Annotated in this window: 15 protein-coding genes; 13 read left to right on the forward strand and 2 right to left on the reverse strand. The window is 64.7% G+C overall.

Translation table 11 applies throughout. From position 1 onward, the window contains the following. Positions 1-154 precede the first annotated feature (154 nt). A complete protein-coding gene (locus AC5ZG5_RS43525) occupies positions 155-2,089 on the reverse strand; it encodes an alkyl/aryl-sulfatase (protein ID WP_456642016.1) in 1,935 nt (644 codons plus the stop codon). Positions 2,090-2,282: 193 nt separating this feature from the next. After that, positions 2,283-3,311 (reverse strand): ABC transporter substrate-binding protein, encoded by a 1,029-nt coding sequence (locus tag AC5ZG5_RS43530; protein ID WP_456642015.1) that lies wholly within the window; start codon positions 3,309-3,311, stop codon positions 2,283-2,285. A 99-nt stretch (positions 3,312-3,410) separates the two neighbouring features. Here AC5ZG5_RS43530 and AC5ZG5_RS43535 point away from each other — a divergent pair, with 99 nt between their 5' ends. The 13 genes from AC5ZG5_RS43535 (at position 3,411) to AC5ZG5_RS43595 (ending at position 18,357) form a co-directional block, all read left to right on the forward strand. Continuing rightward, complete coding sequence (locus AC5ZG5_RS43535; protein ID WP_208820749.1) at positions 3,411-4,058, forward strand: TetR/AcrR family transcriptional regulator; 648 nt, start codon at positions 3,411-3,413, stop codon at positions 4,056-4,058. A gap of 188 nt (positions 4,059-4,246) precedes the next feature. Further along, positions 4,247-5,017, forward strand: a complete 771-nt coding sequence (locus AC5ZG5_RS43540; RefSeq protein WP_456642014.1) for an ABC transporter permease — start codon at positions 4,247-4,249, stop codon at positions 5,015-5,017. 18 nt (positions 5,018-5,035) lie between these two features. Continuing rightward, positions 5,036-6,073 (forward strand): NAD-dependent epimerase/dehydratase family protein, encoded by a 1,038-nt coding sequence (locus AC5ZG5_RS43545; RefSeq protein ID WP_130222292.1) that lies wholly within the window; start codon positions 5,036-5,038, stop codon positions 6,071-6,073. Next, entirely contained in the window at positions 6,060-6,881 is an 822-nt protein-coding gene (locus tag AC5ZG5_RS43550) for a GNAT family N-acetyltransferase (protein WP_456642013.1), read from the forward strand. The genes AC5ZG5_RS43545 and AC5ZG5_RS43550 overlap by 14 nt, the downstream gene beginning before the upstream one ends. Positions 6,882-6,889: 8 nt before the next feature. Then, complete coding sequence (locus AC5ZG5_RS43555) at positions 6,890-7,945, forward strand: dihydrodipicolinate synthase family protein (RefSeq protein WP_456642012.1); 1,056 nt, start codon at positions 6,890-6,892, stop codon at positions 7,943-7,945. Next, positions 7,933-8,718 carry an ABC transporter ATP-binding protein gene (locus tag AC5ZG5_RS43560; protein ID WP_456642011.1) on the forward strand — a complete coding sequence of 262 codons (786 nt, stop codon included), beginning with the start codon at positions 7,933-7,935 and terminating at the stop codon, positions 8,716-8,718. The genes AC5ZG5_RS43555 and AC5ZG5_RS43560 overlap by 13 nt, the downstream gene beginning before the upstream one ends. Before the next feature lie 144 nt (positions 8,719-8,862). Continuing rightward, the gene (locus AC5ZG5_RS43565) at positions 8,863-10,254 is read left to right on the forward strand and encodes an MFS transporter (RefSeq protein ID WP_456642010.1); all 1,392 of its coding nucleotides are present in this window, start codon (positions 8,863-8,865) and stop codon (positions 10,252-10,254) included. 152 nt (positions 10,255-10,406) lie between these two features. Continuing rightward, positions 10,407-10,856: a (2Fe-2S)-binding protein gene (locus AC5ZG5_RS43570; protein WP_456642009.1), complete on the forward strand. Its 450-nt coding sequence runs from the start codon at positions 10,407-10,409 to the stop codon at positions 10,854-10,856. 9 nt (positions 10,857-10,865) lie between these two features. Then, positions 10,866-13,043 (forward strand): xanthine dehydrogenase family protein molybdopterin-binding subunit, encoded by a 2,178-nt coding sequence (locus AC5ZG5_RS43575; RefSeq protein ID WP_130222280.1) that lies wholly within the window; start codon positions 10,866-10,868, stop codon positions 13,041-13,043. Positions 13,044-13,268: 225 nt separating this feature from the next. Then, positions 13,269-14,360, forward strand: coding sequence for a hypothetical protein (locus AC5ZG5_RS43580; protein ID WP_456642008.1), 1,092 nt, complete (start codon positions 13,269-13,271; stop codon positions 14,358-14,360). 87 nt (positions 14,361-14,447) lie between these two features. After that, on the forward strand, positions 14,448-17,225 hold the full coding sequence (locus tag AC5ZG5_RS43585; RefSeq protein ID WP_456642007.1) for a xanthine dehydrogenase family protein molybdopterin-binding subunit: 2,778 nt from the start codon (positions 14,448-14,450) through the stop codon (positions 17,223-17,225). Next, the gene (locus AC5ZG5_RS43590; RefSeq protein WP_456642006.1) at positions 17,222-17,737 is read left to right on the forward strand and encodes a (2Fe-2S)-binding protein; all 516 of its coding nucleotides are present in this window, start codon (positions 17,222-17,224) and stop codon (positions 17,735-17,737) included. The genes AC5ZG5_RS43585 and AC5ZG5_RS43590 overlap by 4 nt, the downstream gene beginning before the upstream one ends. Before the next feature lie 2 nt (positions 17,738-17,739). Beyond that, positions 17,740-18,357, forward strand: coding sequence for an Isoquinoline 1-oxidoreductase subunit (locus tag AC5ZG5_RS43595; RefSeq protein ID WP_456642005.1), 618 nt, complete (start codon positions 17,740-17,742; stop codon positions 18,355-18,357). Positions 18,358-18,965: the final 608 nt, after the last annotated feature.

Raw genomic sequence — 18,965 nt, forward strand, 5'->3', positions numbered from 1 at the left:
CCATCCTCGACTCCGTCACACCATCAATGTGAGGGACGACCGCCCGCCCTCCAAGCAAGCCGCGCGCAGCGCGCCACACATAGCGCCGTAGCAAGCGCGGCTTGCTTGGAGGGCAGACCGGGGCCCGTTACCCCATCTACGCGCTACGCGCCAGTCAACTCACCGTCGTTCGCTTCGGCTCGACGATCTCGAACATTCGCGGAAACTCATCCATCAGCGTCATCAGCTCAGTCAGCCGCGTTGCATCGCCGCTGACGCTGATCCTGCCGCTGGCGACCGCCTCCGGAAACGTCGTCAACTTGGCAATGACTTCATCCAGCGTGCTGCGCGCCAGCGTGAAGCTTGCATCGGCGTCCCCAGTTTGCGTGTCGGCGACATAGGTCAGCGCGCAATTCTCCAAATTGAGGATGAAGGTCTCATTGGTGTCGGTGAACTTCCAGTTCAGGACGATGCGCTTGCCATCGGCCTTGGGGCCGTTGAGGCGAATGCCGAGCACGTCCCAGAGCTGTCCGGTGCGGAGCGCGGCGAGCGTTTCGCGTGGCATCGCCGGCCGCGCCGGCGCCTTCGGCATGCCCTGCCGTAACTCCTGCGCGCCGAACAGATAGCTGTTGCGCCAGGTCGCGCTTTCCGCGGCATAGCCGAGCTGCTCGAACGTGTCGGCGAGCAGCGCGCGGGCCGCGGCATTGCCCGGCTCGGCGAACACCAGATGGCTCACCGCCTGCGCGACGAAGCGGAATTCGCCGTTGGCGAAATCCTTCCGCGCCCGTTCCAGGATCGCATCCGCGCCGCCCATATACTCAACGTATTTTTTGCCCGACTCGACCGGCGGCAGCGGATCGAGATTGACGGGGTTGGCGTCATACCAGCCGAGATATTTCTGATAGATCGCCTTCGCATTGTGCCGGATGTGGCCGTAATAGCCGCGGCCGTGCCAGGCGCCCTCCAGGCTTTTCGGCAGCCGAATGGTCTCCGCGATTTCGCTCGCGGTCAGCCCATGGTTCATCAGGCGAATGGTCTGGTCATGCGCGAACTTGTAGAGATCGCGCTGCTGGCGGATCATGGTGTCGATCCGCTCTCGACCCCACACCGGCCAATGATGCTGGCCGCACATCGCCTCCGCTTTGCCGCCCCACAGCTTGAGCGCCTCGCCGAGATATTTCGACCACGCCAAGGCATCGCGCACATCGGCGCCGCGAAACGGCAGCAGATTGTGGAAATTGTGGGTGCAGTTTTCCGCGAGGTTCAGCAGCTTGTAGCGCGGCAGGTAGAAATGCATCTCCGCCGGTGCCTCGCTGTTCGGCGCCATCTGGAACTCGAATTCGACGCCGTTAATCACGCGCCTGTCGCCGGTGGCGAGGATCAGATCGGTCGGCCGCAACAGTGCCACCGATCCGGCCGCCATCGACTTGCCGAGCCCGCAATCGACCTGCCCCCGCGCCCCCTTCGCCAGGAACGGCCCGAATTGATATTGCGCACGCCGCAACATCGCGGGGCCTGCGATGATGTTCTCGGAGACCGCATGCTCCATGAACATGTCAGGGGCGATGATCGGCACCTGCCCGCTCGACAATGTCTCGTCATCGAGCACCCCGCGGGCGCCGCCCCAATGATCGGTGTGGGTATGGGTGAAGAGCATTGCCACAACCGGACGCCTGCCGCGGTGCCTGAAATAGAGCTCGATGGCGGCGCGGGCGCCCTCGATCGAGGTGAGGGTATCAACCACGATCACGCCGCTGTCGCCCTCGATCAGCGTCATGTTGGCGATATCGAGCCCCCGCACCTGGTAGACCCCGGGCACCACCTCGAACAGGCCGTGATGCATGTTCAATCGCGATTGCCGCCACAGGCTGGGATTGACGGTGGGCGGAGCCTCCTCCGATGAGAGGAAGCCGTAAGGCGCAAGACTCCAGACCACTCTGCCTTGGGCGTTGGCGATATGCGCGTTTTCGATGGTGCCGAGGAAGCCGCGCGCGGCATCGTCGAAATCACCCGTATCGGAGAACGGCAATGCATCCAGCATCGCCGCGTGCTGCGCGACCACGGAAGGCGAGGCGTCCTTAGGAGCTTCGCTGGCGATTGTGTTGGTCATGTCTGTTCCTCCCCGCCGCGAGCCAAAGCGACCACGGCTTACGCAGGAGGATTATGAGCGTGTGACCGATGGCGTCAAATGCTCGTCATGGCCGGGCTTGTCCCGGCCATCCACGCTCTCCTTCGGGTGCCCAAGTGCGTGGATGCCCGGGACAAGCCCGGGCATGACGGAAGCAAGTGGTATAACGGCCGCGCTACTTCTTCACCTTGCTCGCGTCCATCTTGATGCTCGTGTCCAGCATCTTGGTCGAAAACGCCGTGTTCACGTCGAACGGCTTTTCCATCCCGAGATAGCTGTGCACCAACTCGTAGTCCTTCTTCATCCGCTCGGCGTCGATCCAGCCGAGCGCCTTGGTCGTGGTGAACTCGTCCGTCATCAGGATCTTGATGCGCTCCCATTGCCGTTCCTGGTTCTCCCGGTCGAGGCCGGAGACCTGGTCGAGCAGCGCCTTCAGGCAGGGCGCGACGTCGGCGACGCAGGCGGCATAGGCCTTCTGCGTGACCCGCACGAATTCCTCGACCAGTTTCGGATTCTTCTGCAGGAATGCGCCGTTGACGATCAGCGAATTGCCGTAAGGATTGAGCCCGATGTCCTTCCAGTTGACGTAGCCGAGATCGGCACCGAACTCGATCGCCTTCAGATCGTGCTCGTTGTAGAAATCGCTGATGATGTCGACCGTGTGGCTCTTCAGCGCCGCGATCTTCGCGGTCGGGCCGACATTGACGAAAGTGACGGAGTCAGGCGCGATCCCGGCCGCCTTGGCGAAGGCCGGCCACATCACGCGCGAGGCATCGCCCGGCGGGTTGCCGATCTTGTGGCCGGGAAAATCCTTCACCCCGTTCACGCCGTAGCTCTTCAGCCAATAGAAGGTCTGCCCGGTATTGGCGTAGATGCTCATCAGCGCCACCACGTCGGCGCCCTTGCTCTTGGCCACCAGCATGGTCGCGAGATCGGCGATGCCGAACGGCGAGCCGCCGGAGCCGACCTTCAGCGATGAGACGCCGGAGCCCTTGCCGGTCTCGATCGTGAGATCGATGCCGGCCTTCTCGTACCAGCCCTGCGCCTTGGCGTAATAGAACGGCGAATGATCCGCCGTCGGCGTCCAGTTCAGGATCAGATTGACGGATTCGGCGGCGCGCGCCGGCGCAACCCACGCCGCCAGCGCAAACGCCAAGGCCGCCGCAAACCCCAGCGTCAAGGCTGCAAGCCTCAAACCCTTCATCGCAACTCTCCCCGTGCGCAACCCGGCCTTGTCGCACCTTGCTTGTGACGTTACCAATGCAACAAGGGACAGGCGTAATTGTCAACTGTTTGGTTGAAAATGCTGAAGAGACGATCCGACGACACAAAGCCGCAGCGACGCGATCCCGTCGCCACGCAACGGAAGCTCCTGACCGCGGCGCGGCGCGAATTCGCGCAAAACGGGCTTGCCGGCGCCAGGGTCGACGAGATCGCGGCCAGAGCCGGCGTCAACAAGCAGCTCGTCTACCATTATTTCGGCGACAAGGACGCGCTCTACCTCGCCGTGCTAGAATGGGTCTATGAGGAGATCCGCGAGCAGGAGCGCGAGCTCAACCTGGAGGGACTGCCGCCCGAACAGGCGATCAAGAAGCTGATCGAAGCCTCGTTCGATCACCTCGCCGCCCATCCCGACTTCATCGTGCTCCTGAACGACGAGAACCGCGGCGGCGCCCGGCACGTCCGCGGCTCCCGCCGGCTGGAGGCCATGCACTCGCCGCTCGTCAGCATGGTCTCGAAGATCCTCAATGAAGGCGTGCGCGCCGGCGTGTTCCGACGCGGCGTCGATCCGGTGCACCTCTATATCTCGATCGCGGCACTCAGCTACTTCTTCTTCTCCAATACGCCGACGCTGTCGGCGATCTTCGGCAAGGACCTGTCGAGCACGGCCGCGCGCCGGGCCCGGCGGCGGCACGTAACCGACCTGGTGCTGCAGTCGCTCCGGCCGTAGACCCTGGCACCGCCGTCATTGCGAGCGCAGCGAAGCAATCCACGTCTCCGCGGACGGCGCCATGGATTGCTTCGCTGCGCTCGCAATGACGGGGCGATATAATCAACCAGATGGTTGAAAGATGGATACGACCGGGCTAGGCTGAGAGCGGGGGCCGGGAGCGGCCGGCATTTTCGAGGGAGCAATCGGTGTTCAGTGACGGCGGGCGGTCCACGCGGTCCATCGCGATCATCCTGATCGTGCATCTTGCCGTGATCGTGCTCTGGCAGGTCCTGGTCGACGCGTTCCAGGTGCCGAAGTTCATCCTGCCCTCGCCGCTCGCGACCGTCGCGACGCTCAGCTCCGCCAAATATGCCTGGCTGTCGAACCTGCTCGTCACCGCCGCTGAAATCCTCGGCGGCTTCTGCCTTGGCGCGCTGGTGGGCGTCGCGCTTGCCGTCATCTTCAGTTGGTCGCCGCTGGTGAGCCTCGTATTGCTACCATTGTTCGTGACCCTGAACATGATCCCGAAAGTGGCGTTGGGCCCGCTGATCATCGTGTGGTTTTCCTACGGCATCATTCCGAACATCCTGATCGCCTTCAGCATCTGCTTCTTTCCGATCCTGCTGACGACCGCACGCGGCCTGCGCGAGGTCGAGCCCGACCTGCTCGACCTCGTCAAATCGCTGCGCGGCTCGCGCTGGACGCTGTTCCGCAAGATCCAATTGCCGGGATCGCTGCCTTACGTGTTTTCCGGCATGAAAGTCGGCGCTATCCTGGCGGTTGCCGGCGCGATCGTCGGCGAGTTCATCGCCTCCGAGCGCGGGCTCGGCTATCTCATGATCCAGGTGCAGTCCTCGCTCGACACCCCGGCCATGCTGATGGCAGTCGTTCTGCTGACTCTGCTCGGCGTTGCGCTTTACGGCCTGGTGCTCGGCCTTGAACGGCTGTTCGTGGTCTCCGACATCCGGCTGCAATAAGAAACCAGGGGAAGAACCATGCTGCTCACGCGCGACACTTTGCCGAAGACGATCCCGGATATTGCAGCGCTCGACGACCTGCTGTGCCGGCCGAGCCAGGCCTTGATCGACGATATCAGCAAGGTCGACGGCGACATCATGATCCTCGGCGTCGCCGGCAAGATGGGACCGACGCTGGCCGGCCTTGCCAAGGCCGCCGCACCGGACCGCCGCGTCATCGGCGTCGCCCGCTTCAGCGATCCCGCGGTGAAGGACTGGCTGGAGGAGCGCGGCATCGAGACAATCAATTGCGACCTGTTGGATGAGGCCGCGATCAGGGCGCTGCCGAAGGCGCCGAACATCATCTTCATGGCTGGCCGCAAATTCGGCGCCGAGGGCGACCTGTCGCTGACCTGGGCGATGAATGCGCATGTCCCAGCGCTGGTCGCACAGGCTTTCCCTGCGTCGCGGATCGTGGCGTTCTCGACCGGCTGCGTCTATCCATTCGTGCCGGTTGACGGCAAAGGCTCCGATGAGGACATGGCGCCGAACCCGCCGGGAGAATACGCGCAATCCTGCGTCGGGCGCGAGCGCATGTTCGAATACTTCTCCAGGAAATTCGCAACACCCGGCCGCCTGTTCCGCCTGAACTATGCGATCGACATGCGCTACGGCGTGCTGCACGACATCGCGACTAAGGTGCTTTCGGGCACACCGATCGATGTCAGCCTCGGCCATGTCAATTTCATCTGGCAGGGCGATGCCGCCTCGCAGGCGCTGCGGTGCCTGGCGCATTGCACGACGCCGACTTCGCCCATCAATGTCAGCGGCCACGAGATCCTCGCGGTGCGCGATCTCGCCGCCAGGTTCGGCGCGCGCTTCGGCCGTCAGCCCGTGATCGTCGGCAAGGAAGAGCCGACGGCGTGGCTGACCGACACCTCGCTAGCGGTCAAGCTGTTCGGCCTGCCGGTCGTCGACACCGAGCAGTTGATCGCCTGGACCGCGGACTGGGTGGAACGCGCGATGCCGAGCCTCGGCAAGCCCACCAAATATGAGGTGCGCGATGGTCGATACTGAGCCTGTCGCCATTGTCCAACTCGGGGTCGACGACGCTGCGGCCGGGCTCGCGCTGTCGACCGAAGCGCACTGGAACCAGAACGAGGCCGACTGGCGCTTCTTCCTCGGCAATGGCATCGTGTCCGGCGTCCGCGACGGAACGCATCTGGTCGCAACAGCGGCGCTGCTGCCGTATTCGGCCGGCAATGCCTGGATCAGCATGGTGCTGGTGACCGAACGCTGGCGCCGCCGCGGCATCGCGACCCGGCTGGTCGATGCCTGTCTCGACGCGGCAAGACAGCGCGGCCTCACCACCTGGCTCGATGCGACGCCGGCGGGCGCCACCGTGTACGGCCCACTTGGCTTCACGCCGACATTGCAGCTCCGGCGCTTGCGGCTCGAACATCCGGCGCAAGAGGCGCCCGTGACGCTCGCGGCCTCCGATATCGACACGTTCACCGCACGCGACCGGCGCGCCATGGGATTTGAGCGCAACGCCCTGCTCGCGGAATTCGGCGCGCGCACGAACTCGCGCGTTCTATCTCACGGCAACGCGATGGCGCTGGTGCGCGATGGCCGCGCCGCGCGCCACGTCGGACCACTGTTCGCGGACAGCGCGGCGGACGCGCTGGCGCTGGTCGACGCGATCAGCCGAACCGAAACCAGCCCGCTCCTGATCGACGCGATCGCGTCACAGGAATCATTCATCGCCGGATTGACCAGCGCCGGCTGGAACATCGAGCGGCCGTTTCAGCGCATGCGGTTCGGCCGCGCCGCCACGCAAGGCGAACAGCTTCCCTTCGCCGTCGCCGGCCCGGAATTTGGATAGGATTGGCCATGCACCACAGCGAGATCAAATCCGAGATACGCAGGCTGATCGCCGACGGCACCGTGCTGCCCGCGCATCCGCTCGCGCTTGACGCCAATCGCGCGCTCGACGGGACGCATCAGCGCGCGCTAACGCGCTATTATATCGACGCCGGCGCCGGCGGCCTTGCAGTTGGGGTCCACACCACGCAATTCGCAATCCGCGAGGTCGGCCTCTATCGGCCGGTGCTGGAGCTTGCCGCCGAGACGGCAGCGAACTGGACCAAGCGGCCACTGGCGATGGTCGCAGGCCTCGCCGGCCCGACGCAGCAGGCGATCTCGGAAGCACGCACCGCACGCGATATCGGCTATCACGCCGGCCTGCTCAGCCTCGCGGCGATGAAGGCCGCGTCGGAAGACGACATCATCGCGCATTGCCAGGCAGTGGCGCGCGAGATCCCGCTGGTCGGCTTCTACCTGCAGCCCGCGGTCGGCGGCGTCATCCTGAGCGCGGACTTCTGGCGGCGCTTTGCGGCGATCGACAATGTGATCGCGATCAAGACCGCACCATTCAACCGCTATCGCACCCTCGACGTGCTGCGCGGCGTCGCCGCGGCTGGTGCCCTCGATCGCGTCGCACTCTATACGGGCAATGACGACCATATCCTGCTCGACCTCACCTTGCCGTTCGATCTGCGCGAGAATGGAGTTACGACCCGCACCTACTTCAAAGGCGGCCTGCTCGGTCACTGGTCGGTGTGGACGCAGACGGCAATCAGGCAATTCGAGATGTGCAAGGCGGCGCGCCACAAGGATACGGTGCCTGCCGATCTGCTGGCGCTCGATGCCCGCGTCACCGATTGCAACAGCGCATTCTTCGACGTTGCCAACAATTTCCACGGCTGCATCGCAGGCTGTCACGAGATCCTCCGCCGCCAGGGCTTGCTGGAAGGCATCTGGTGCCTCGATCCAAACGAAGGTCTCAGCCCGGGCCAGACGCAGGAGATCGACCGCGTCTGCCGCGAGCATGCCGATCTCTCGGACGACGGCTTCGTCGCCGCGAACCTGCAGAAATGGTTGACATGACGGCCGAGCCTTTCATCAGCCTGCGCAACGTCCGCAAGGTCTATCGGTCCAAGGGAGCCGAGTTCCTTGCCGTCTCCGACGTCACAATGGACATCGCCGAGGGCGAGCTTGTGGCGCTGGTCGGGCCATCCGGTTGCGGCAAGACCACCGTGCTGAAGATCCTTGCCGGCCTGCACAGCGCCGATGGCGGTACGATCAAGATCGGCAACGCGAAGACGCCGTTCGATCCCGCGCGCGATATCGGGATGGTATTCCAGCAGGCGCTGCTGCTCAAATGGCGCACCATCCTCGACAATGTGCTGCTGCCGGCCGAGATCGTCGGCCTGCCGATCAAGGCGGCGCGGGAGCGCGCCCGCGACCTGCTCAAGATGGTCGGCCTCGCCGGCTACGAGGACAAATATCCGCAGCAGCTCTCGGGCGGCATGCAGCAGCGCACCGCGATCGCCCGCGCTTTCATCCACGACCCCAAGCTGATCCTGATGGACGAGCCGTTCGGCGCACTGGATGCGCTGACGCGCGAGCAGATGAATCTCGAAATGCTGCGGATCTGGCGCGAGAGCGGCAAGACCATCATCTTCGTCACCCACAGCATCCAGGAGGCCGTGTTCCTGGGCTCCCATTGCGCCGTGCTCACCGCCGGGCCCGCTCGGATGGCGGAATATTTCCCGATCGAATTGCCCCTCCCCCGCGCGCTTCCGATCAAGACTACGAACGAATTCGGCGCCTACGCCCGGCGCATCTATGCCCGGCTCGGCCTCAGCACCAACGCCTGATCCGCCGCGCGTGGACGGCTGGCGCCAAGCCGGAACGCAGAATTGCGCATACGCATCATGCAACCGCATACCTGTGGCAACCCGCGCGCGCGTAGTAGATGACCGAGAGGACGGGATCCCGCCCTTCCGGGGAATCTGACCACAATGGACATGCTCGTGGCGAAGGCGCCAGTTGCGCCGGTCATGGACGGCTTGCCGCCGGAGAAGCGGCGTTGGGCCGTTGCCGCGATCTTCACCGCGCTCGCGATGGCGTCGCTCGACACCGCGATCGCCAATATCGCCCTGCCCGCGATCGCGACCGATCTTAAGGTCAGCCCGGCGGATGTGGTCTGGGTCGTCAACGTCTACCAGATCGCGCTGGTCGCAACGCTGTTGCCGCTTGGCGCGCTCGGGGAAATCGTCGGCCACGAGCGCATCTATCTCGGCGGCCTCCTGTTGTTCACGCTCGCCTCGCTCGGCTGCGCGATGGCGTGGTCGCTCGACAGCCTTCTCATTGCACGAACGCTGCAAGGGCTCGGCGCCAGCGGGCTGATGAGCGTCAACACCGCGCTGGTCCGCTACGTCTATCCCAGCAGGATGCATGGCCGCGGCTTCGGCCATAACGCGCTGGTGGTTGCAACCGCCTTCACCCTCGGCCCGACGATCGCCTCCGGCATCCTGGCGTTCGGAACCTGGCCGTGGCTGTTTGCGATCAACATCCCGTTCGGCCTGACCGCGCTGTTCATCGGCATGAAGACCTTGCCGCAGACGCCGCGCGCCGTGCATGCCTTCGACCTCCCCGGCGCAGTGCTGGCCTCAGGCTGCCTCGGTCTCTTCATCATCGGCATCGGCAGCGCCGCGCACAAGACCTCGCCGGGACTGGTGCTGGTCGAGGTTGCGGGAGCGGTCGTGCTGGGCTGGCTGCTGACGCATCGGCATCGGGATCATCCGGCGCCGATGCTGCCGATCGACCTGTTCCGCCGCCCAATGTTCGCCTTATCAGCGGCAACCGCGGTCTGCTCGTTCGCAATCCAGGGCCTCGCCTTCGTCTCGCTGCCGTTCTATTTCGAAGCCGTGCTGATGCGCTCGCAGGTCGAGACCGGCTTCTTCATGACACCTTGGCCGCTGGTTGTTGGAATCATGGCGCCGATCGGCGGCCGCCTGTCCGACCGTTACCCGGTCGGCATCCTTGGCGGTATCGGGTTGATCCTGCTCGGCCTCGGCATGACGCTCTTGGCAACACTACCCGCCTCCCCCAGCATCCCCGATATCGTCTGGCGCATGGTGATCTGCGGGATCGGATTCGGCTTTTTCCAGACGCCCAATATGAAGGCACTGATGAGCAGTGCGCCGCCGCATCGCAGCGGCAGCGCCAGCGGCATCGTGGCGACCGCGCGCCTGACCGGGCAAACCATCGGCGCAGCGCTCGCCGCTTTCTGCTTTGCCATCGCCGGCCACGAAGGCGCCACCTACGCACTCGCGCTAGGCGCCGGATTTGCGGTGCTCGGAAGCGCGATGAGTTTCCTGCGGCTGGCTGTCGCACCCAAGGGCGCATGATCTGCGCGAGGCGCAAGGGATCAAGAACACCGCGCCCTCGGGTTTGTTCCTGCTTCCTTGCATACGCATTTTCTTGATTTGAATCGTTCTAGTGGCCGGGTCACACTCGCCCCGAGGTCTAGTTGATGGAACTGGATCAAAAGGGGATTGCGATGGCTAACCTCACAATTAACGGCAAGAAAATCGAGGTCGATGTCGAGCTGGATACGCCGCTGCTCTGGGCGATTCGCGAAAACATTGGACTGACCGGCACCAAATATGGCTGCGGCATCGCACAATGCGGCGCCTGCACCGTTCATGTCGACGGCGTGGCGATGCGATCCTGCGGCGTGCTCGTCAGCGAAGTTGATGGCAAGGAAATCACGACGATCGAGGGCCTTGCCGCCGAGGGCAAGCTGCACAAGGTGCAGCAGGCCTGGATCGAGCACGACGTGCCGCAATGCGGCTATTGCCAGACCGGCATGATCATGGCGGTAGCGGCGCTTCTGAAAGACAACCCGAAACCGACCGACCAGGACATCGACGAGGCCATCACCAATATCTGCCGCTGCGGCACCTTCGCGCAGGTGCGCGAGGCGATCCACGCCGTCGCGAACGCGTGAGGTGCCGTCATGAATCAGCACGTCAAGCTCAACCGCCGCGCGTTCGTGATTGGCACCGCCGCGGCAGGCGCCGGCCTTGCGCTCGGCTTCAATCTTCCGTTTGGCGGGGCGGTGGCGCGCGCCGCCGATGGCTCGCCCGAAGTCAACGCCTGGGTGGTGATCCGTCCGGATGATACGGTGGTGATCCGCATCGCGCGTTCGGAGATGGGCCAGGGTTCGCTCACCGGTCTCGCGCAGCTCGTTGCCGAAGAACTCGAATGCGACTGGTCGAAGGTCACGACCGAATATCCGACACCGGGCCAGAGCGCCGCGCGCGGCCGGCCCTGGGGCGATTTCTCGACCGGTGGCAGCCGTGGCATCCGCGGCTCGCATGAATACGTCCGCAAGGGCGGCGCCACCGCGCGGCTGATGCTGATCCAGGCCGCCGCGAACGAATGGAAGGTGCCGGCCTCCGAATGCTCGGCCGCGAGCAGCGTCATCACCCATCTGCCGACGGGCCGAACCACGACCTACGGCAAGGTGGCGGAAGCAGCTAGCAGGCTCTCTCCGCCGTCCGATGTGAAGCTGAAAGACTCGAAAGACTGGAAGATCGCGGGCAAGGGCCTGAAGCGCCTCGACACCGCCGACAAGACCACCGGCGCGATGGTCTATGGCATCGACTTCAAATTGCCAGGCATGTTGAACGCCGCGATCAAGGATTGCCCGGTGTTCGGCGGCAAGCTGAAGAGCTTTGACGAGGCCAAGATCGCCAACATGAAAGGCGTCAAGAAGGTGGTGCGCGTCGGCGACAGCGGGGTTGCCGTCGTCGCCGACACCTGGTGGCACGCCAAGACTGCACTCGATGCGCTGCCGATCGAGTGGGACGAAGGCCCGAACGCAAAGACCTCGAGCGAGACGATCAGCAAATGGCTGGCCGAAGGACTCGAGCCGTCGCAGGCGGCGTTCGTCGGCAACCAGAACGGCAATGCGATGGCGGAGATCGCGCGTGCCGCAAAGGTGGTCGAGGCCGTCTACAACTATCCCTACCAGAACCAGGCCACGATGGAGCCGATGAACGCGACCGCGCTCCATACCGGCGAGAAGCTCGATGTCTGGTGCGGCACGCAGAACGGCGAAGCGGCCTTCGCCACCGCGGTGCAAGCCTCAGGCCTTCCGCCTGAGAAATGCGACGTCCACAAGCTGATCCTCGGCGGCGGCTTCGGCCGTCGCGGCCAGAGCGATTATGTGCGGCAGGCGGTCTTGATCGCCAAGGAGATGCAGGGCACGCCGATCAAGCTGTTGTGGTCGCGCGAAGAGGACATGCAGCACGGCTTCTATCATCCGGTTACCCAGTGCCGGATGGTCGGCGCCTTCGATGCCGACAACAACCTGACCGCGCTGCGCATGCGGATCTCCGGCCAGTCGATCCTGGCGCGGCTACGGCCAGAGGCCATGATCAACGGCATGGATCCCGCGACATTCCAGGGGCTCGCGCCCAGCGGCGAAGCGGCGATCGGCTATTCGATCCCGAACCTGTTGATCGAACATTCGATGCGCAATCCGCATGTGCCGCCGGGCTTCTGGCGTGGCGTCAACATCAATCCGAACACGATCTATCTCGAGAGCTTCATGGACGAACTCGCGCATGCGGTCGGCCAGGATCCGCTCGCGTTCCGTCGCAAACTGATGGCGGGTCATCCGAAGCATCTGGCGGTGCTGAACGCGGTCGCCGAACGGATCGGCTGGGACAAGCCGGCGCCGCAGGGCGTCTATCGCGGGCTCGCACAGGTGATGGGCTATGGCAGCTATGTCGCCGGCGCCGCCGAGATCTCGGTGACCGACGGCAGCAAGATCAAGGTGCATCGCATCGTCGCTGCCACCGATCCTGGCTACGTCGTCAATCCGGCGCAGGTGGAACGGCAGGTCGCGGGTTCCTTCGTCTACGGCCTCTCCGCTTTGTTCTATGGCGGCTGCACCGTGAAGGACGGCCGCATCGAGCAGACCAACTTCGACACCTACAACTCGATGCGCATCAGCGAGATGCCGAAGGTGGAGACGATCCTGATGCCGAGCGGCGGCTTCTGGGGCGGCGTCGGCGAGCCGACCATCGGCGTCGCCGCGCCCGCGGTGCTGAATGCCTACTTCGCGGCGACCGGAAAACGCATCCGCTCGGTACCGCTACGGCAGCAGAACATCAGCTTCGCGTAAGGAAGTTGTGGTTCACGACCTGACAAGCGAGTCGTTCCGGGCTTGACCCGGGACGACCAAGCGACTGGTCCGCCGCTCCTCGATGAACGCACTATTTTACGGACCGCATCAATCATCCCGCAACCAACGCTGTTGATCACGGCAAGTGTCGCTTGCGCGTCACGCGAATGGCCGAATACTGCCGCCCGGCGAGGAATCGGTGCGAATCACGGGCGGGGGATCGGCATGCAGCGCTACGTCGGCTTGGCGGTGGCGGCTTTATTGTTGTGCGGTGGCGGTGCGGGCGCGGAGGCCCAGGGCCTTCCATCCTACATGGCGCCGATCTCCGGCAAGACGAGCACCACACCCGCCGACACCGCGACCAAGGACGTGCTGGCGCTCAACACCGCGATGTTTGAGCTGTATGGCGACGCGGCAAAGATCTTCCAGAAGAACATCCTGAGCAAGCATCCGGTCATCCTTGCGCTGTTTTCGGGCGCCGGCGGCAGGATGATCCTTTACCGTCCGGGAATGGCGCCGACAGAGGCGCCGCAGGTGCCGATGGTCTATCAGCTCCTGAAGTCGGTGGGTCACAGCACGATGGCCTTGGCCGAAGTGGCCGGCCCCTATGTCGACAATCCCGACGACAAATCCTGGCGCGGCTCGATGCTCGCCTATCGCAGCCGCATGCAGTCGGCGCTCGATGGGCTGGACCGCACGCCGATGGAAGCCGGCTGGCGCGACAACAACCGCGCCATCCTGCAGAACAACCTCGCCTTCATGGACGAATGCCTCGCCAAGGACGTCATCCCATTTGCAACGCTTGAGGCTTTCGGCAAGAAGCAGGCGCCACACCTCGCCAAGAACGTTGCATGGGCGGCAGAGACCCAGGTTGCGCACTGGATGGGCGTGCTGGCGGACTGGAAAGCCCAGCTCGGCGCCGACTGGGACAAGACCTATGCTGCGAGCAACACCATCTATGTGGCGCGCCAGAACAACGTGCTGTTCAGCGTGCTCGCGCAGTTCTTTGGTCCCGATGCCATCAATCACCGCCTGCTCCTGATCGAAACCATCTCGTTCACAACGACGCCCGCGGACATGCTGGAATCGCTGACGCGGATCATCGCGGATCGCTCGGTCGGTTCGCTGTTCTTCGGCAACTATCATCTCATGGACTATGAATTGATGGGCGGCGATGCGCGTGTCGCGATTGCTGCCGAGACCAAGAAGCGCGGCATGACGACGTTTCTGCCGCCGGCCGTGCCATTCGGTTCGAAGCAATGGCCGACCTTGGTCACGCCCGGTCCCGGCCCCGCATCGATCGCGGACTTGCGATAGTGTTTTTCGTATCGGTGCGTGATTCGGGCGCAACGATAATTTGAGATCGGGCACGCCTGACAGCGTTGACCGAGGGGGGTAAGGGGCATGCGGCCTTCGCGAAGGGAGTTCGTGAAGTGGGTCACGGCGAGCGGGATAGCGCTCAGCCTGTCACGATTGGGAGCGGCCGAGCCGGCGGGCTTTCCGGCGCGCGCGGTGTTGCCGGGACGGCAAAACTGGAATCCGGCGGCCGATGGCCGCGGTCGCATCGACGGCGTCGCCAAGGTCACCGGCGCCAAGCTCTACGCCTCCGATTTTCGCGCTGCCGACCTGCCGGGATGGCCGGCCACGACGTCGCACGCGATCCTCGTCCGCGCGAGCGATGCGACGCGCGTCTATCTCGGGATGGACCTCGCACGCCTGAGCGGCGCGCTCAAGCCGTCGGTCGTGGTGACGGCCGAGGAGCTTGCGAAGATCGGCGCCCGCGTCCCTGAATTCTATGCGGGCGATCTGTTCTGCCCCGTCGGCAAGACGCCGCTTTATATGGGACAGCCGGTCGCGCTATTGATCTTCGAGCAGTTCGACGCCTTCGATCGTGCGCGGCTGGCGCTGCGCGACGGCACCTTCGTGAAGTCAGGCGAAGAGACCGGCCCGGTCTCCCTGCCCAATTACGCCGCCTTCCGCTTCACGCGCGTGGCCGGCCCAACGCCCGAGTCGCCCGATGTGTATTCGCCGATCCAGGCCGGCTGGGTGACGCCGGGGCGGCTGCAGGACACCACGCTTCCGGTCTGGTCCTCCTTCGCGAAGGAGACGCAGGCACCCTACGGCAAGGCGGCGCGGTACGGCGAGAAGATCCGCGCCGAGCTGGATGCGAAGAACCCCGCAATGGTGGTGCTCGACCGCAGCTTCGAGACCCAGTCGGTCGATCCAATGTTCCTCGAGCCGGAATGCGGCCTCGGCTGGTACGACAACAGGGGCGGCAATCTCGAACTCGTGCTTGGCGTCCAGTCGCCCTATGAAGCCACCGAGTCGATCGCGTATCTGCTCGGACACGCGCGCCCTCCCTTCAAGCCCGCGCAGATCAACACGCAGTTCACCTATATCGGCGGCGGCTTCGGCGGCCGCGACCACACGCCCTTCGTGCTCTATGTCGCGCTGGCCGCAATGTTCTTTCCGGGACGGCCGGTTCGGCTTGCGCACGACCGTTATCAGCAGTTCCAGGGCGGCATCAAACGCCATCCGTTCAAGATACGATCCCGGATCGGGATCGACCGCGCAACCGGCAAGATCCAGGCTTTCGCGGCCGATCACGTGCTCGACGGCGGCGGCCTTGCGAACTTCTCGTCGAGCGTGGCCGTCGTCGGCGCCACGGCGGCGATCGGCATCTATGACGTGCCGAAGGTCGACGTCACCACGGTGGCCGTGCATTCGCGCGGCGTGACCGCGGGCTCGATGCGCGGCTACGGGACCATACAGACCATGACCGCGCTCGAAGTGCTGATCGACGAGGCCGCAGACGCCTTGCTGCTCGATCCGATCGAGTTCCGGCGGCGCAATGCGCTCAAGCAGAACGGCCGGACCATGACGGGAAATCCGTACATCGTGTCGGTCCGCACGCCCGAGATCCTGAACAAGCTCGAGACACATCCGATCTGGCGGCAGCGCGCCGAGGAGAAGGCGCGGCTTGCCAGCAGCGGCGTCTTGGTCGGCACCGGCGTCGCCTGCGTCACCAAGGACTACGGCACCGGCGCGGACTGCTCGCTCGGACGCGTCGAGATCGCAGCCGACGGCAGGATCTCGATCCATTGCGATCATGTCGAGATGGGCAATGGCATCGGAACCGCGCTCGCCAACCGCGTCGCGATCCATCTTGGCGCGGTGGCCGACGAAGTGTCGGTGGCCCGGATCGATACCTATGATGCGCTCGGTCTCGTCACCTCTGGCGATCCCTACACGATGGATCAGAAGACCCAGGACGCGGCTGCGAGGAATCCGCGCTGGGTGCCTGCGATCAGTTCGGCCACCAGCGCCTCGATCGGCGCGCATGTCGGGACACATGCGGCTGCCGAGGCCGCGCGCGTCATCTTCCGCTACGGCCTGTGGCCGGCGGCGCTCGAACTCTGGCGCATCCCGCCCTCCGATCCGCGGGCGAAGGATTTCGCCAAAGCGCGCTGGAAGGATGGGCAGCTCATCCTGCCCGGCCTTCCACCGCTCGCACTGCCGGCGCTCGCCGCAGCCGCGCATGCGCGCAACCTCGTGACCGGCGCGATCACCCACAGCTTCTCGCGCTGGGCCTGGTCGCGCGCGGGTTTCCGGTTTGGCAGCGAGCAGCACCGCGCCGAGATCGATGCGCTCGCGGTGCGCAGGGGCAGCGGGAAATTCACCGCGCTCAATCGCACCAGCGTGTGGTTTCCGCCAACCGACAACAACAGGATCGGCACGGCCTACGCCTCCATGTGCGGCACGCTGGTTCGCGTCGAGATCGAGCGCACGACCGGCGCGCTGCGCATCGCCAAGGCCTACAGCGTGCTCGAATGCGGACAGCCGCTGGTGCCGGAAGTCGTGCTCGGCCAGTCACAGGGCGGCTTTGCCATGGGCGTCGGTTACGCCTTGCTGGAATCGCTGCCTCCTCACGAAGGCGGTCCCGGCAACGGGCAATGGAACCTCGGGCAATATCTGGTAGCGCGGGGATCGGATCTGCCGCTGCGCGATCTCGAGATCGAGATGCTGCCGCCACTGTCGCCGGACGAGCCGCCGAAAGGCATGGCCGAAGTCGTGATGGTCCCCGTCGTCCCTGCCCTTCTCAACGCCATCTTCGACGCCACCGGCCACCGCTTCAATTCGTTGCCGGTCACCCAGGCCATGCTCAAGGGAGCGCTCGCGTGACAAGGCTTGCCATCACGATCAACGGCCGCGCGATCGATCCGATTGAGGTGCGCGACGATCTCTCGATGAACGACTTCCTGCGCGAATATCTGGGCATGACCGGCACCAAGTTCGGCTGCGGCGCCGCACAGTGCCTGAGCTGCACGATCATCGTCGACAACCCCGATGGCACCAGCGAAACCAGTCCGACCTGCATTGTGCCGGCCGCAAGCTTCAACGGCAAGGCGATCCGGACCGTCGAGGGCCATGCGAGAAATGGCCAGCTTACCGCGCTTCAGAAAGCCTTCATCGATCACTTCGCCTTCCAGTGCGGCTACTGCACCGCGGGCTTCCTGAACGAAGCCCAGGTCCTCCTGGAACGTCTCGCGAAGAAGCCGGTCGCGCGCACCGAACTCGAGAAGACCATCGAAGACGCGCTCGACGGACATATCTGCCGCTGCACCGGCTACGTCAAATATCACGAGTCCGTCCGCGACGTGATCCTCGCCGATCCCCAGCGTTATCTGGCCTGACCATGATCTCAGAAACGCGCTTTCGGATTGTCGTTGTGGTCGCGGCGCTCGGCCTGAGCATGGTCACGGGCTATGCGGCCTCGCAGACCGCATCACACGGCCTGGCTTCGCCTGAGAGCTTTGCCGGCATCGCTGACAGCGACGCGCGATCGGCGGCGATGTTCACCGAACTCGGCAAGGTGCTGACGCATCCGCGCTGCGTCAACTGCCATCCCGCCGGCGACCGGCCGCGCCAGGGCGACGAGGGCCGGCTGCATCAGCCGCCGGTCACACGCGGCGCCGACGGCCACGGGGTGGCGGCGCTACGGTGCTCGGCGTGTCACGGCAACGCCAATTTCGAGCCTGCCCGTATACCGGGCCACCCGGAATGGCACCTCGCGCCGCGGGAGATGGGTTGGGAAGGCAAGTCGCTCGCCGAGATCTGTGCCCAGATCAAGGACCCCGCCCGCAATGGCGGCCGCAAGGTCGAAGAGCTGATCCACCACATCGGCGAAGATACGCTGGTCGGCTGGGCATGGCACCCTGGCTTCGGCCGTTCCCCCGCGCCGGGCACACAAAAACAGGCGGGCGCGCTCGTCGAAGCATGGGCGAAGAGCGGCGCAGCTTGTCCTGCGAGATGACTTGCGACTCTCTCCCGTAGGATGGGTAGAGCGCAGTGAAGCCCATCGCGATGGAGCAAGCCGCGCGAATGATGGGTGTTGCTGCGCTCTACCCATCCTATGATTCCGTAGAACCTCACACCGCCGTCGTCCCGCGAAGGCGGGGACCCATAACCACAGGGAGGTGTTGTGGCGCGAGCAAGCGGTTGTAGCGGAGCAGATCACAACGGCCTGTGGTTATGGGTCCCGGGTCCCGGCTACGCCAAGGGGCTTCGCCGTGGCACGCAAGCCCGGGACGACGGGGAGAGGTCTGATTTGAATGTCAAACAGCTCTCCGCTGTCATCGTCCGCCACCGGGTCGGCCGAATGGCCGCCCGATGACAGGCTCCGGCGGACGATCCAGTATTCCAGAGGCGGTCGTGCTTCAGCCGAGACGCCGCGAGGTACTGGATGCCCGCCTTCGCGGGCATGACGGTGGAGTTTGAGGAGACATGTGTCCGCATTCTCGCGGCATGTATTGCCCGAGCTTTGCATCAACTTTCACCCTCCTCAAGATCAGAGGGCGCAGGGAAAGCCGGGTGCTGGTTGCACCCGTGGGTCCCGTGCAACAAAAAGCACGGGGGTAGGAC

This window comes from Bradyrhizobium sp. Ses1 (genome assembly GCF_059512365.1).